This is a genomic window from Streptomyces sp. NPDC088261 (assembly GCF_044740805.1).
GTDB lineage: Bacteria > Actinomycetota > Actinomycetes > Streptomycetales > Streptomycetaceae > Streptomyces.
In genome coordinates, this window is sequence record NZ_JBIURL010000012.1 from 114,242 (window position 1) to 128,342 (window position 14,101).

The window sequence follows — 14,101 nt, forward strand, 5'->3', positions numbered from 1 at the left end:
GGCGAGGGCGCGGAGACCCCCAGGCACACCGCCGGGGGCCCCGCCGGGGACACCGTCGGGGACACCGACCCCGCGGAGTCGATGCCCCGGCTGCCCATGCTGCTGGAAGCCGTCCTGGGCATCGGTACGGATCTCGAACTGCGTGCCACCCTCCAGCACATCGTCGCGACCGCCACGGAGCTGATCGGGGCGCGGTACGGGCTCCTGGCGGTGGCGGATCCCGGCGGCGGCACGCTCGCGGACCTCTTCTCGGCCGGCCTGAGCCCGGCGGAGCACGAGAGCGTCCTGCGGATCCCGGGCGGCAGCGCCGGCCTGCTGGGCGTGCTGTTCCGGGATCCGCAACCGCTGCGGCTGGACGACATGGCGACCGATCCGCGCGCGCTCTGGGTGCCGCACTCGGATCCGGAGCATCGCAGGTTCCTCGGGGTCTCCATCCAGGTGGACACCGAGATCTTCGGCAGCCTGTGCCTGACGGCCAAGGAGAGCGGCCCCTTCACCGAGGAGGACCAGGCGCTGCTCCAGGTGCTCGCCGCGCAGGCGGGGATCGCGATCGGCAACGCGCGGCTGTACGGGACGGCCCGGCAGCGCGAACGGTGGATCGAGGGCGCCGCCGCCGTCACCACCGCCCTGCTGACCGGCGAGAGCGCGGCCGACGCCCTGATGACCGTGGCCGAGTCGGCCCGCGCGCTCGCCGACGCCGACGCCGGGGTGGTGCTCCTGCCCACCCCCGAGGGCGGGATGGAGATCGTCACGGCGTCGACGGACAACGACCCGGCGGGCATCCTCGGTACGACCATCGCGCCCGGCGCGCCCGTCCTGGTCCAACTGCTCGGCGGTGAGCCGGTGTTCATAGAGGACTCGGCGACCGATCCCCGGATGACCACGCACGTGCGCTCGCGCTTCGGGCCCAGCATGATGCTGCCGCTCCAGAGCGGCGGGAAGCTGATCGGCACGCTGGCCCTGCCGCGCCGCCGGGGCGGACGCCCGTACACGGCGGAGGACAAGCTGCTGGCGACCCAGTTCGCCTCGCAGGCCGCGCTCGCGCTGGTGCTGGCGGACGCCCAGCACAACCGGGAGCAGCTGGCGGTGTACGAGGACCGCGACCGGATCGCCCGTGACCTGCACGATCTGGTGGTCCAGCGGCTCTTCGCCACGGAGATGATGCTGGAGTCGACGCGGCGGCGGGCGGCCACGACGGAGCTGGACGTGCTGCTCGGGCGGGCCGTGGACGAGCTGGACTCGACGATCCAGGAGGTACGGACCGCGATCTTCGCGCTCCAGCAGCCGCCCGCCGACGCCCCGACCAGCGTCCGGGGCAGCGTGCTGCGCGAGACGGACGGGGCGGCGGTCCTCTTCGGCTTCCGGCCGTCGGTGCGCTTCACGGGCGCGGTGGACACGCTGGTGAACGAGGCGGTGGGCCGGCGGCTCCTGGCGGCGCTGCGGAGCGCGCTGGCGGCGGCGCACCGGCGGGTGGGGATGACGGCGATGGAGGTGGAGGTGGACGCGACGGTCCGGCTGCCGGACGGGCACGGGGGCGTACGGCTGCTGGTGACGGACAACGGGGTGCGGGAGGACGGGGAGAGCGGCGGTACGACGGTGACGTGGCAGGCGGCGCGGACGGACACGCTCTAGGGACCGTCCGTTTCGAACGGTCCCTGGAGCGTGCGCCGGTCAGTTCTTCAGGGGTGCCTCTCCCGCCGCGTACCGGATCCCGCCCAGCAGCAACTGCTGGAAGAGGGGATCGGCGTACGACTCCTGGGTGTGGCCGAGTCCGGTGTAGAAGGACCGGCCCTCGCCCTGCGCGTGGTACCAGGTGATGGGGTGGTCCCCGCTCATCTCCCCACCGCTGTACGTGCTTTCGTCCAGGCTCTGGAGCACCGTGACGTCCGCGCGCGGATTGGTGCGGTAGTTGTACCACTCGTCGGTACGGGACCAGGTGGCGTCGAGGTGCGAGGTCGCGGGGTGCGTCCTGTCCTCGTTCTTGACGGTCGCCTGCTGGATCGCCGGGTGGCTCTTGAACCAGGCGCCGACGAGCTTCCCGTACGCGGGCGACTCGTACTCGGCGTCGGCGGCCGCGTGGACGCCCACATAGCCGCCTCCCCCGTCGACGTACCCCTGGAGCGCGTCCTCCTGCGCGTCGGTGAGCATGTCGCCGGTCGTGGAGAGGAACACCACGGCCTCGTACCCGGCGAGGTTCTCCGGGGTGAAGGCGCCGCCGTCCTCGGTGGCGGTGACGGTGAAGTTGTTGCCCTCACCGAGGGTTTCGATCGCCGCGATCCCCGCCGGGATCGAGTCGTGCCGGAATCCGGCCGTCTTGGAGAAGACGAGCACCTGGTACGGATCGGCTTCGGTGGTCGCCGTCGTGGTGAACGTGAAGGCGTCCACGTCGAAGAGGTTCCCCTGGCCCGTCGGGCCCTTGAAGACGAGGAACAACTCCGTCGATCCGGAAGGCGCGTTGCTGAGCTCCGCCGTCACGTCGGCGAAGTTGTCCCAGCCGCCGGTCGGTGCGACGGTCGCCGTGCCCAGCAGGGTGCCGGTGGCCGACCCGGCCCGTACCTCGATCGTCCCGCCGACCCCGCCGGAGGAGACCCGGGCGGTGAAGGCGGAGGCGTTGTCGAGCGCGTACGGCTTGAAGGAGATCCAGTCGCCGTTGTCGGTGAAGCCGACGGTGTTGCCGCCCTCGGCGCCGCCGTGGGCCGCGACCTCAAGGCCGTTCTGCGCCGAGAAGTGCTCCGCCTGCCGGTGCCGGGGCTGGAGGATGCTCTGGCTGTGCGCGGTCAGGCCGCCCGCGTCCGTGTACTCGGCGTCGAAGACCCCGTAGAGGTTTGCGGCGCTGTCGTGCTCGCCGTCGGCCGGGACGACGAGGGAGCCGGTGCAGCCGTCGGCGGCGGTGATCTGGTGCTGGTGGCTGTCGTGCCCCAGCAGGTAGGTCACCTTGACCTTGGCGCAGTCGATCGGGCCGTCCTCGGGGTCACTGCCCTCGACGGAGAACGGCACGGTGTCGCCGAACGAGAACAGCTCGCCGTTGGCGGGCGTGACGAGCTTGACGGTGGGGGCGGTGTTGCCGACCGTCACCACGAGGCTCGCGGTGCCGGTGAGTCCTTCCGGGTCCCTGACGGTGAGCGTGGGCCGGTAGGTGCCTGTCTCCGTGTACGTGTGGCTGGGGTTCGCGTCCGTGGACGTGGCGCCGTCGCCGAAGTCCCAGGCGTAGGTGAGCGCGCCGCTCTCGGGGTCGGAGCTGCCCGCCGAGGAGAAGGCGACGGCGAGCGGCGCCTGCCCGGAGGTCTTGTCGGCGGCGGCCTTGGCGACCGGGTTGCGGTTGCTGCCGGCGAGGTATTCGACGCGGTAGAGCGCCTGGTTGCCGGAGCCGGTGCCGTAGTCGAGGACGTACAGCGCGCCGTCCGGGCCGAAGGCCTGGTCCATGACCTGCGTACCGGTCCAGGGGAAGGTGTCGATGGTTCCCGGGGAGCCGTCCGCCTTGACCTCGATCGGCTTGATCCACTTGCGGCCGTACTCGGCGGCGAAGAAGCGGCCGTCGAGGGACTCGGGGAACTTCACGTTCGAGTCGAGACCGGCGTCGAAGTTGTATACGGGCCCGCCCATCGGGGACTCGGAGCCGCCGCCGAACTCGGGCGGGGAGCCCGCGTCACCGCCGTACTTGATCCAGGCGGCCTTGGGGGCGGGCAGCTTGTCGAGGCCGGTGTTGTGGGGGGAGTTGTTGGTGGGGCCGCCCGCGCAGTCGTACTTCGCGCCCGAGGGGCCGCTGGGGAAGGTGTACTCGCTGTACGTCTCCGCGGCGGTGTTGGTCCCCGTGCAGTACGGCCACCCGAAGTTGCCGGGGCCGGTCAGGCGGTCGAACTCGACCTGGCCGCTGGGTCCGCGCTCCGCGTCGGTGACGCCGGCGTCGGGGCCGTAGTCGCCGACGTAGACCGTGCCGGTGGGCTTGTCGACGGATATCCGGAAGGGGTTGCGGAAGCCCATCGCGTAGATCTCGGGGCGGGTGTTCGCGGTGCCCGGCGCGAAGAGGTTGCCGTCGGGCACGGTGTAGCCGCCGTCGGCGGTGGGCTTGATCCGCAGGACCTTGCCGCGCAGGTCGTTGGTGTTCCCGGAGGAGCGCTGGGCGTCGAACTGCGGGTTGCGGTCGGCCCGTTCGTCCAGCGGCGCGTACCCCTGCGACTCGAAGGGGTTGGTGTCGTCGCCGGTCGAGAGGTACAGGTTGCCCTGCGCGTCGAAGTCGATGTCACCGCCGACGTGGCAGCACTGGCCCCGGTCGTTGGCGACTTCGAGGACGACCTTCTCGCTGGCGAGGTCGAGGGTGCCGTCGGCCTTGAGGGTGAACCGCGAGAGGTTCAAGTGCCCTTTGAACGGGGCGAAGTCGGCGGCGGTGCCGGTCACCGGGGCGTCCCCGGCGGGGGTGTCCAGCTTGGGCGAGTAGTAGAGGTAGAGGAAGCGGTTGTCCGCGAACCCGGGGTCGGCCGCGACGCCCTGGAGACCTTCCTCGTCGTGCGTGTACGTGTCGAGCTTGCCCGCGACCTTGGTGTTGCCCTCGGCGTCGGTGAGCCGGACCGTACCGTCCCTGGCGGTGTGGACGACCGACCGGTCCGGCAGCACGGCGAGCGACATCGCCTCGCCCAACTCGGCCGCTCCGGTGGCGAGTTGGACTTGCTGGTAGTCGGAGGCGGGGATGTCGGCGGGAGCGGGGGCGTCGGCGTGTTCGTGGGCCGGGTGGGCGGTCGCGGTGGCGCTCATGGCGACCGAGCCGCCGAGCGCGAGGGTGAGGGCGACGAGGAGTCTGGACCACACGGGGGGCCGTACTGGCATCGTGTTCCTTCCTGACCTGCTGACTTGCGGTGGGGGGAATGCGTCAGGCAAGGCGCGCGCCGTCGCGCCGTGCTACGGGTGGGGCAGGGGTCCGTTCGTGGGGGTGTCGGGAGCCCTGGTTCCGCGGTAGGCGTTTTGCATGCTGGCAACGTGGAATTAATTTGTCAAGGACGTATCAAAATCCCGGACCGGCCACCGAACGACCCCTGAATCCGGCCAAGTTGGCCCCCCCGGGGGCCCGGACCTGCGAACACGCTCAGGGGGTGCGGCCCCGCAGGAGATCGTGCAGGGAGGCGGTCATCCGCGCGACGAACGCGTCCTGGGTGCCGCTGTCCACCGACTCCAGGGAGAGATACGGGTTGAGATCCTCCAACTCGACCAGCAGCAGCTCCCCATCGGGCGCGCGGCAGGCGTCGACCCGCTGGATCCCGTGCTCCAGGGCGTTCCACTCGACGAAGCGGCGCGCGAAGGCGAGATCGTCCGGAGTGGCGTCGTACGGCACCAGCTCCCAGCGCCGCGCGGGGTCCGGTGCGTGGAGCGCGTACTGGAAGTCGTGGTCCACGAAGTAGAACGAGACCTCGTACCGGAACGGGATCAGGGGCTGCACCAGTACGCCGCCGAAGGCGATCTCCGCGAGCCGCTCCGCCGGGACGGTCTCCATCCCTATCGAGTCCGCGCCCGCCTCGGGCTTGACCACGTAGGCGGGGGCGTCGGGCAGCCGGTCAAGGTCCTCGGCGCGGTCGACGGTCGGGATGACGGGGTACCCGGCGGCGCTCAGCTCCACGAGGTACCGCTTGCCGATCATGTCGGCGCGCCCGGTCAGCGGGTTGTACACCAGGACCCCGTCGGCCGCCGCGCGCTCGCGGAAGTGGTCGTACTGCGCCTGGTAGTGCAGCACGGGTCCGCTGTTGCGGACGACGACCGCGTCGAAGGACCCCATGAGGCGTACGGCGTCGAGGGGGTGGCAGAGCGCGAGGTCGAAGTCGCTCCGCAGCCGGGACGACAGCCGGATGTCCTCGTCGCAGTAGCGGCGCCCCTTGGCCTCGTAGGCGAGGTCGGTGACGTAGAGGAGGCGGGGCGGGTTTTCGGGGCGCATGGGCGGGTCCGGTCTCGGGGGTGACGGCCGGCCCCTTCCGTACGGGCCGGAGAGGGGCCGCTTGCTTCCGCCAGACCTTACGGCGCGGGGCCCGCGCGGCCCACAGGTGCGGTGCCGGTGCCAGTGCCGGCCGGGGTCAGGACCAGCCGGGGTCAGGGCCAGCCGACGGTGTCAGCGCCAGCCGAGGGCGGGGGCGGGCGCGACGTGGGTGAGGACGTTCTCCAGGACGTGGCTGTTGTAGTCGACGCCGAGCTGGTTGGGCACGGTCAGCAGCAGCGTGTCGGCCTCGGCGATCGCCTCGTCCTCGGCGAGCTGCTTCACCAGGACGTCGGGCTCGGCGGCATACGAGCGGCCGAAGATCGCGCGCGTGGTCGCGTCGATGTTGCCGATCTGGTCGGCGCTGTCCCCGTCGCCGCCGAAGTACGCGCGGTCCTGGTCCGTGGTGAGCGTGAAGATGCTGCGCGACACGGAGACACGCGGCTCACGCTCCCAGCCGGCCTCGGCCCACGCCTCGCGGTAGGCACGGATCTGCGCGGCCTGCTGTACGTGGAAGGGCGCGCCGCCCTCGTCGTTCTTGAGGGTCGAGCTCATCAGGTTCATGCCGAGCTTGGCCGCCCACACCGCGGTGGCGTTGGACGCGGCACCCCACCAGAGGCGATCCCGCAGGCCCTCGGAGTGCGGCTCGACGCGCAGGAGCCCCGGCGGATTGGCGAACATGGGCCGCGGGTTGGGCTTGGCGAACCCCTTGCCCTCCAGCACGGACAGCAGCACCTCGGTGTGCTTGCGCGCCATGTCGGCCTCGGTGTCGTCGCCGCTGGGCGCGTACCCGAAGTAGCGCCAGCCGTCGATGACCTGCTCCGGGGATCCCCGGCTGATGCCGAGCTGGAGTCTGCCCCCGGAGATGAGGTCGGCGGCCCCGGCGTCCTCGGCCATGTAGAGGGGGTTCTCGTACCGCATGTCGATCACCCCGGTACCGATCTCGATCCGCGACGTCCTGGCCCCGATCGCGGCGAGCAACGGAAACGGCGAGGCGAGCTGCCGCGCGAAGTGATGAACCCGGAAGTAGGCCCCATCGGCCCCCAGCTCCTCCGCCGCGACGGCGAGGTCGATCCCTTGCAACAGCGAGTCCGCGGCCGTCCTGACCTGGGAGTACCTGGTGTCGGACCAGTGCCCGAAAGACAGAAATCCAATGCGCTTCATGCCCGTACGAACAACACCCACTTTTAGTTGATTCCTCAATCAACCCCCTGATCCACCCCGACGCACCCCGGCCCGCCCGTACGGCATACCGACGCTGCCGGGGTTGGCGACGAGACGGCCGTGCGCGAGGCGTACGAAGGGCATGTGGGTGTGGCCGCAGTTGAGGCCATGAGGCAGGCAGCCGAGGGGGTAGACCCCGAGTCGAGCGATCCGGTCCCGATGCGAGGGTTCATCGTCCCGCCGAAGGACTGAGCGACAGCGGAGCCCCGTCCATCGGACGCCGGTGGGCGCGGCTCTGGCGTGTCATCAGTTCGATTGGGGGGCAGGGCGGGGCCGTCGCGGGCGTCGGGCGCCTGGGCCGGTGGGGGGTGCGGGGGAGAGCTTCGGCGTGTCTGCCGGGGATGAACGGGGGGTGTGTGCATCCTGGTAGTGCCTGGTCGAAACGATCCTGCGCGCAGGGTGCGGGGTGGGGCGGGTGGGACTCGAACCCACGGCCGACGGATTATGAGTCCGCTGCTCTAACCGGCTGAGCTACCGCCCCTTACGGCGCGTCGCGCACATTTGTGCGCGCCCGTCAGCCGCAGCATAGCCGCTCATACGATCTCCTGCCTCGGATGGTCGGCAACGCCTGACCTTGAGGACCGCGTTCGGCGCCGAGCGGTTCCGGGGAAACGAAAAAGGACCCCAAAGGGTCCTTTTTCTTCGCTGCTCCCCCGGCTGGACTCGAACCAGCAACCCTCCGGTTAACAGCCGAATGCTCTGCCAATTGAGCTACAGGGGATCGCGCTCCCCCGACTGGACTCGAACCAGTAACCTGCCGGTTAACAGCCGGCTGCTCTGCCAATTGAGCTACAGGGGATTGCTGTGTTTGCACCGAACGCACCTACCCCGGGCGTCCCGGGCGGCGCACGCTCGCTGCGACACATACATTAGCGCAAGCAGGGGGGTGCTCCGCCAATCGGTATCCCCGGGGTCACGTCGGGTGATGCCAGGTCCTGGCGGGGTACGCGGTAGACAGGGCCCGACGGTCCGACGCTGGGGACTTTGACGCTAGGGAAGGGTGGCAGCCATGCGGTACCGCCTCACGTTCATCGCTGGAGTGGCTTTCGGGTACGTGATCGGCACGCGGGCCGGGCGCGAGCGCTACGAGCAGCTCAAGAAGTCGGCACGTCAGGTGTCGCAGAACCCGGCCGTACGCAACGCCGCCGAGACCGCGAGCACGGTCGGGCGGGAGTACGCGGGCAAGGCGTACCACTCGGTCAGCGCCGTCGTCGGCGACAAGGTCGGGGACAGGATGCCCGGCTCCGTCGCCTCGCGCGTGCGCTCGCTCCGGGAGCGCAGCCAGAACGGCCGCGCGAACGGGACCGGTCAGGACGACTGGGGCAGCAGCGCCACCTGAGGGGAGGGTGGAGTGAGGGGTGGCCCCTGCCGGTGAGGCCTGTCGGCGGGGACGGGCGGGGCCGCCCTCGGCCGCCCCCTCATACCCGGCGCGTCCCGGGATCGTCCCCGGCGGTGCTCGTGGGGCAGAATCGGGTGCCATGGGAATAGTCGCCGGGTTGGACAGTTCGTCCGGGTTCACACGCATCGTCGTCTGTGACGCGGACACGGGCGCCGTGCTGCGCCAGGGTTTCGCCGCGCACCCCGTCGAACCCAAGGCCACCGAGGTCGATCCGCAGGCCTGGCTGCTGTCGCTCGGCGAGGCCGCGTCCGGCGGGTTGCTGGAGGGGGTCCAGGCCATCGGCGTGGCCGCGCAGCAGCACGGCATGGTCGCGCTGGACCGGCAGGGCAATCTCGTACGGCCCGCCCTCCTCAGCAAGGACAAGCGCGCTCAGGTCGCCGCCGCCGATCTGGTCGACGCCCTCGGCGGCCGGCAGGCGTGGGCCGAGGCCGTCGGCTCCGTACCGCAGCACGCGCAGCTGATCTCCAAGCTCCGCTGGATGGCGCGGGCCGAGCCCGAGGCGGCGCAGCGCACCGCGCTCGTCCTCCAGCCGCACGACTGGCTCGTCTGGCAGCTCCTGGGCCGGCCCGCCCGCAGGACCACCGACCGGGGCGCGGCCTCCGGCACCGGCTACTGGTCGGCGCGGACCGGCTCGTACCGTCCCGATCTGGTCGAGCTGGCGCTGGGCCACCAGGCCGCCCTGCCCGAGGTGCTCGGCCCCGCCGACTCCGCCGGCACCACCCCGGAGGGGCTGCTGATCTCCGCCGGCACCGGCGAGACCATGGCCGCCGCCTTCGGCCTGGGCGTCGGGGTCGGGGACGCTGTCGTGTCGCTGGGCGCGTCGGGGTCGGTGATGGCCGTCCACCACGAGGCGCTGGCCGATCCGTCCGGGATGATCACGTCGTTCGCGGACGCCACGGGGATGCACCTCCCGGTCGTGCACACGCTCAACGCGGTACGGGCCCTGCGGGGCACGGCGGAGATGGTGGGCGCCGGCGACCTCGCCGAGCTGTCCGCCCTGGCGCTCAAGTCCACGCCCGGCGCCTCCGGGCTGGTGATGCTCCCGTACCTGGAAGGCGAGCGGACCCCCCAGCTGCCGCACACCGCGGGCACGCTGACCGGGCTGCGCCGCGAGTCGATGAAGCCGGAACACCTGGCGCGGGCCGCCTTCGAGGGCATGCTCTGCTCGCTCGCCGACGCGATGGACGTACTGCGCGGGCGCGGGGTGGAGGTCCGGCGGGTGTTCCTGCTGGGGGCGGCCGCCGAGCTGCCCGCCGTACAGGCCGCGGCTCCGGCGATCTTCGGCGCGCAGGTCGTCGTACCGCAGCCCGCCGACTACACCGCGCTCGGCGCGGCCCGTCAGGCGGCCTGGGCGCTGGGGGTCTCGCGGGGGACGCTGGACCCGCGCACCCCGCCACTCTGGCAGGGCGCGGCGGCGCAGGTCTTCGAGCCGGGCGAGGACGCGGCGGTCGGGACGGCCGTACGGCAGCAGTACGCGGCGACGCGCGAGCAGATCCACCCGGGCGCGTTCGGCCCGGGAATGTGACGGGCGTACGAAAGGCGCGGGACCGACGTACGAAGGGCGGGACCGACGTACGGAAGGCGCGGGACCGACGTACGGAAAGCGCGGGACCGACCCGTTCGTGCGGGACCCTTCTGGTACGGGGTGACCCCGCCGCTCCCGTACGGGACCGGCGCCCGGCGCCTCCCGGTGTGAGACAGCGCACACTTGGCGCCTCCCCGTACGCCACATGCCCAGTACAGCGCGCTTCTTGACCCGGCCTTGGACGTAAATCCATACGGTTCCGCCGCCCGGGTGTCGCAAGATGGGTCCGACCCCCGATCTTGCCGACTCCGAGAGACTCCGCGTGCTGCTACGACTTCTGCGTACCCATCTCGCCCCGTACAGAAAAGCGATAGGTCTGCTGATCGCGCTCCAGCTGCTCCAGACCGTCGCCACCCTCTACCTGCCCACGCTCAACGCGGACATCATCGACAACGGTGTCGTGAAGGGGGACACGGGCTACATCCTGCGCTTCGGCGGGATCATGATCGCCGTCAGCATCGGCCAGGTGATTTGCAACATCGGCGCGGTCTACTACGGCTCCCGTACCGCCTCCGCCCTCGGCCGGGACGTCAGGGCCGCCATATTCGGGCGGGTGCAGAGCTTCTCCGCCCGCGAGGTCGGGCAGTTCGGGGCCCCGTCGCTGATCACCCGTACCACCAATGACGTCCAGCAGGTCCAGATGCTGACGCTGATGTCGTTCACGCTGATGGTGTCGGCGCCCATCATGTGTGTCGGGGGCATCATCATGGCGCTCGGCCAGGACGTGCCGCTGTCGTCCGTCCTGCTGGCCGTCGTGCCGGTGCTCGGGATCTCGGTGAGCCTCATCGTCAAGAGGATGCGGCCGCTCTTCCGTACCATGCAGACCCGGCTGGACTCGGTGAACCGGATCCTGCGCGAGCAGATCACCGGCAACCGTGTGATCAGGGCGTTCGTCCGGGACGACTACGAGAAGAAGCGCTTCGGAGAGGCCAACACCGAGCTGACCGACGTCGCGCTGTCGACCGGCCGGCTGATGGCGCTGATGTTCCCGACCGTGATGACGGTCGTCAACGTCTCGTCGATCGCGGTCGTCTGGTTCGGGGCGCACCGCATCGAGAGCGGCGGGATGCAGATCGGCGCGCTGACCGCGTTCCTCGCCTACCTGATGCAGATCGTGATGGCCGTGATGATGGCCACCTTCATGTTCATGATGGTGCCGCGCGCCGAGGTGTGCGCAGAGCGCATCGAGGAGGTGCTGGACACGCGGTCCAGCGTCGTACCGCCGGAGGCTCCCGTGACGGAGCTGCGGCGGCACGGTCATCTGGAGGTACGGAGCGGCGAGTTCCGGTTCCCCGGGGCCGAGGAGCCGGTGCTCAAGGACGTCTCCCTGGTGGCACGCCCGGGTGAGACGACCGCCGTCATCGGGTCGACGGGCAGCGGCAAGTCGACGCTGCTGAGCCTGGTCCCGAGGCTGATCGACACCACCGGCGGGGAGGTGCTCGTGGACGGCCAGGACGTACGCGGCCTCGATCCGGCGCTGTTGGCGAAGACCGTGAGCCTGGTCCCGCAGAAGCCGTACCTCTTCTCGGGGACGGTGGCGACCAATCTGCGGTACGGCAAGCCGGACGCGACCGACGAGGAGCTGTGGCACGCGCTGGAGGTGGCGCAGGCCAAGGACTTCGTCTCCGCGCTGGACGGCGGCCTGAACGCCGCGATATCCCAGGGCGGTACGGACGTCTCCGGCGGACAGCGCCAGCGCCTGGCCATCGCCAGGACGCTGGTGCAGCGCCCGGAGATATACCTGTTCGACGACTCGTTCTCGGCGCTGGACTACGCGACGGACGCGGCGCTGCGGCGCGCGCTCGCGCGGGAGACCGCGGAGGCGACGGTGGTGATCGTCGCCCAGCGGGTGTCCACCATCCGTGACGCGGACCGGATCATCGTCCTGGACGAGGGCCGGGTGGTCGGCAGCGGCCGGCACCACGAGCTGATGGCGGGCAACGAGACATACCGGGAGATCGTTCTCTCCCAGCTGACCGAGGCGGAGGCTGCCTGATGAGCGGTCCTGGCGGACGCATGATGATGGCCGCGGGCCCCACGCAGCGGTCCATGGACTTCAAGGGATCGAGCAAGCGGCTGCTGAGGCTCCTCGCCGTGGAGAGGACCACCCTCTGGTGGATGCTCGGCGCCGGTGTGCTGAGCGTCGCCTTCTCCGTGACGGGCCCGAAGATCCTGGGCCGGGCCACCGACCTGATCTTCGCGGGGGTGGTCGGCGGGCAGATGCGGGAGGGCACCACCAAGGCGCAGGCCGTCGACTCGCTGCGGGACAAGGGCGACAACGGTCTTGCCGACGTGCTCTCGGGGGTGGACTTCACCCCGGGCCACGGCATCGACTTCGACGCGATCGGCGAAGTGCTGCTCGTGACGCTGCTGATCTACCTGGGCGCCGGGCTGCTCATGCTGGTGTCCACGCGCCTCTCGATCCGGGTCATCAACGGCACGGTCTTCCGGATGCGCGAGGCCGTGCAGGCGAAGATGTCGCGGCTGCCGCTCTCGTACTTCGACCAGCAGCCGCGCGGTGAGGTGCTCAGCCGGGCGACGAACGACGTCGACAACATCTCGCAGACCATGCAGCAGACGATGGGGCAGCTGATCAACTCGCTGCTGACGATCGTCGGCGTGCTGGGGATGATGTTCTGGATCTCGCCGCTGCTGGCCCTGGTGGCGCTGGTGACCGTACCGGTGTCGATCTTCGTGGCGACGCGGATCGGCAAGCGGTCGCAGCCGCACTTCGTGCAGCAGTGGAAGGTCACGGGCACGCTGAACGCGCACATCGAGGAGATGTACACCGGGCACGCGCTGGTGAAGGTCTTCGGGCGCGCCGAGCAGTCCGCGGAGGCGTTCCGCGAGGAGAACGACAAGCTGTACGAAGCCGGGTTCAAGGCGCAGTTCAACAGCGGGATCATGCAGCCGCTGATGCTCTTCATCTCGAACCTGAACTATGTGCTGATCGCGGTCGTCGGCGGGCTGCGGGTCGCCTCGGGCACCCTGTCGATCGGGGACGTACAGGCGTTCATCCAGTACTCGCGGCAGTTCTCGATGCCGCTGACGCAGGTCGCCTCGATGGCGAACCTGGTGCAGTCCGGGGTCGCCTCGGCCGAGCGGATCTTCGACCTGCTGGACGCGCCGGAGCAGGAGCCCGACACCCCGGCGGTGGAGCGGCTGCGCAAGGAGTCGCTGGGCCGGGTGGCGCTGGAGCACGTGTCCTTCCGGTACGACCCCGAGAAGCCGCTGATCGAGGATCTGTCGCTGTCGGTGGAGCCGGGTCAGACGGTGGCGATCGTGGGACCGACGGGCGCGGGCAAGACCACGCTGGTGAACCTGCTCATGCGGTTCTACGAGGTCACCGGCGGGCGGATCACGCTCGACGGGGTGGATGTGGCGCGGATGTCCCGGGAGCAGCTGCGCTCCGGGATAGGCATGGTCCTCCAGGACACCTGGCTGTTCGGCGGGAGCATCGCCGACAACATCGCGTACGGATCGTCCCGTGAGGTCACGCGCGAGGAGGTCGAGGAGGCCGCGCGGGCCGCGCACGCGGACCGGTTCGTCCGGACCCTGCCCGACGGGTACGACACCGTCATCGACGACGACGGTACGGGCGTCAGCGCCGGCGAGAAGCAACTGATCACCATCGCGCGGGCGTTCCTGTCCGACCCGGTGATCCTGGTGCTGGACGAGGCGACCAGCTCGGTCGACACCCGCACCGAAGTCCTCATCCAGCGGGCGATGGCGCGCCTGGCCCACGGCCGTACGAGCTTCGTCATCGCGCACCGGCTCTCCACGATCCGGGACGCCGACGTCATCCTCGTCATGGAGAACGGCTCGATCGTGGAACAGGGCACGCACGACGAGCTGCTGGCGGCGGAGGGGGCGTACGCGCGGCTGTACGCGTCGCAGTTCGCCCAGGCGGTCGCCGAGGTCGACTGAGGCCGACGTCTCC

At 70.6% G+C, this 14,101-nt stretch carries 8 protein-coding genes, 3 tRNA genes and 1 pseudogene; 5 read left to right on the forward strand and 7 right to left on the reverse strand.

Annotation, left to right across the window (positions count from 1 at the left end):
• Positions 1-81 precede the first annotated feature (81 nt).
• Positions 82-1,632: a GAF domain-containing protein gene (locus ACIODU_RS23100; RefSeq protein ID WP_356422746.1), complete on the forward strand. Its 1,551-nt coding sequence runs from the start codon at positions 82-84 to the stop codon at positions 1,630-1,632.
• A gap of 39 nt (positions 1,633-1,671) precedes the next feature.
• Here the strand turns inward: ACIODU_RS23100 and ACIODU_RS23105 are convergent, their stop codons facing one another.
• The 7 genes and pseudogenes from ACIODU_RS23105 to ACIODU_RS23135 form a co-directional block, all read right to left on the reverse strand.
• Positions 1,672-4,821, reverse strand: a complete 3,150-nt coding sequence (locus ACIODU_RS23105; RefSeq protein WP_401769707.1) for a ThuA domain-containing protein — start codon at positions 4,819-4,821, stop codon at positions 1,672-1,674.
• Positions 4,822-5,077: 256 nt separating this feature from the next.
• Positions 5,078-5,917 (reverse strand): hypothetical protein, encoded by an 840-nt coding sequence (locus tag ACIODU_RS23110; RefSeq protein ID WP_401769708.1) that lies wholly within the window; start codon positions 5,915-5,917, stop codon positions 5,078-5,080.
• 171 nt (positions 5,918-6,088) lie between these two features.
• Positions 6,089-7,117, reverse strand: coding sequence for an LLM class flavin-dependent oxidoreductase (locus tag ACIODU_RS23115; RefSeq protein WP_401769709.1), 1,029 nt, complete (start codon positions 7,115-7,117; stop codon positions 6,089-6,091).
• A 66-nt stretch (positions 7,118-7,183) separates the two neighbouring features.
• Positions 7,184-7,276: pseudogene (locus ACIODU_RS23120) on the reverse strand (metallophosphoesterase); the annotation flags it as partial.
• A 308-nt stretch (positions 7,277-7,584) separates the two neighbouring features.
• Positions 7,585-7,658: transfer RNA gene (locus ACIODU_RS23125), tRNA-Ile, on the reverse strand.
• Positions 7,659-7,825: 167 nt separating this feature from the next.
• Positions 7,826-7,898 (reverse strand) — tRNA-Asn (locus ACIODU_RS23130).
• 5 nt (positions 7,899-7,903) lie between these two features.
• Positions 7,904-7,976: transfer RNA gene (locus tag ACIODU_RS23135), tRNA-Asn, on the reverse strand.
• Between the two features lie 210 nt (positions 7,977-8,186).
• On the opposite strand from ACIODU_RS23135, the gene ACIODU_RS23140 reads away from it, so the two are divergent.
• The 4 genes from ACIODU_RS23140 to ACIODU_RS23155 all read left to right on the forward strand — a co-directional run bounded on the left by ACIODU_RS23140 (position 8,187) and on the right by ACIODU_RS23155 (position 14,088).
• Positions 8,187-8,516 (forward strand): YtxH domain-containing protein, encoded by a 330-nt coding sequence (locus ACIODU_RS23140; RefSeq protein ID WP_356422452.1) that lies wholly within the window; start codon positions 8,187-8,189, stop codon positions 8,514-8,516.
• Between the two features lie 139 nt (positions 8,517-8,655).
• Positions 8,656-10,101, forward strand: coding sequence for an FGGY family carbohydrate kinase (locus tag ACIODU_RS23145; protein ID WP_356422449.1), 1,446 nt, complete (start codon positions 8,656-8,658; stop codon positions 10,099-10,101).
• Between the two features lie 322 nt (positions 10,102-10,423).
• The gene (locus tag ACIODU_RS23150) at positions 10,424-12,157 is read left to right on the forward strand and encodes an ABC transporter ATP-binding protein (protein ID WP_401769710.1); all 1,734 of its coding nucleotides are present in this window, start codon (positions 10,424-10,426) and stop codon (positions 12,155-12,157) included.
• Positions 12,157-14,088: an ABC transporter ATP-binding protein gene (locus tag ACIODU_RS23155; protein ID WP_356422444.1), complete on the forward strand. Its 1,932-nt coding sequence runs from the start codon at positions 12,157-12,159 to the stop codon at positions 14,086-14,088. Before ACIODU_RS23150 ends, ACIODU_RS23155 begins: the two co-directional genes overlap by 1 nt.
• The last annotated feature ends 13 nt before the right edge of the window (positions 14,089-14,101 follow it).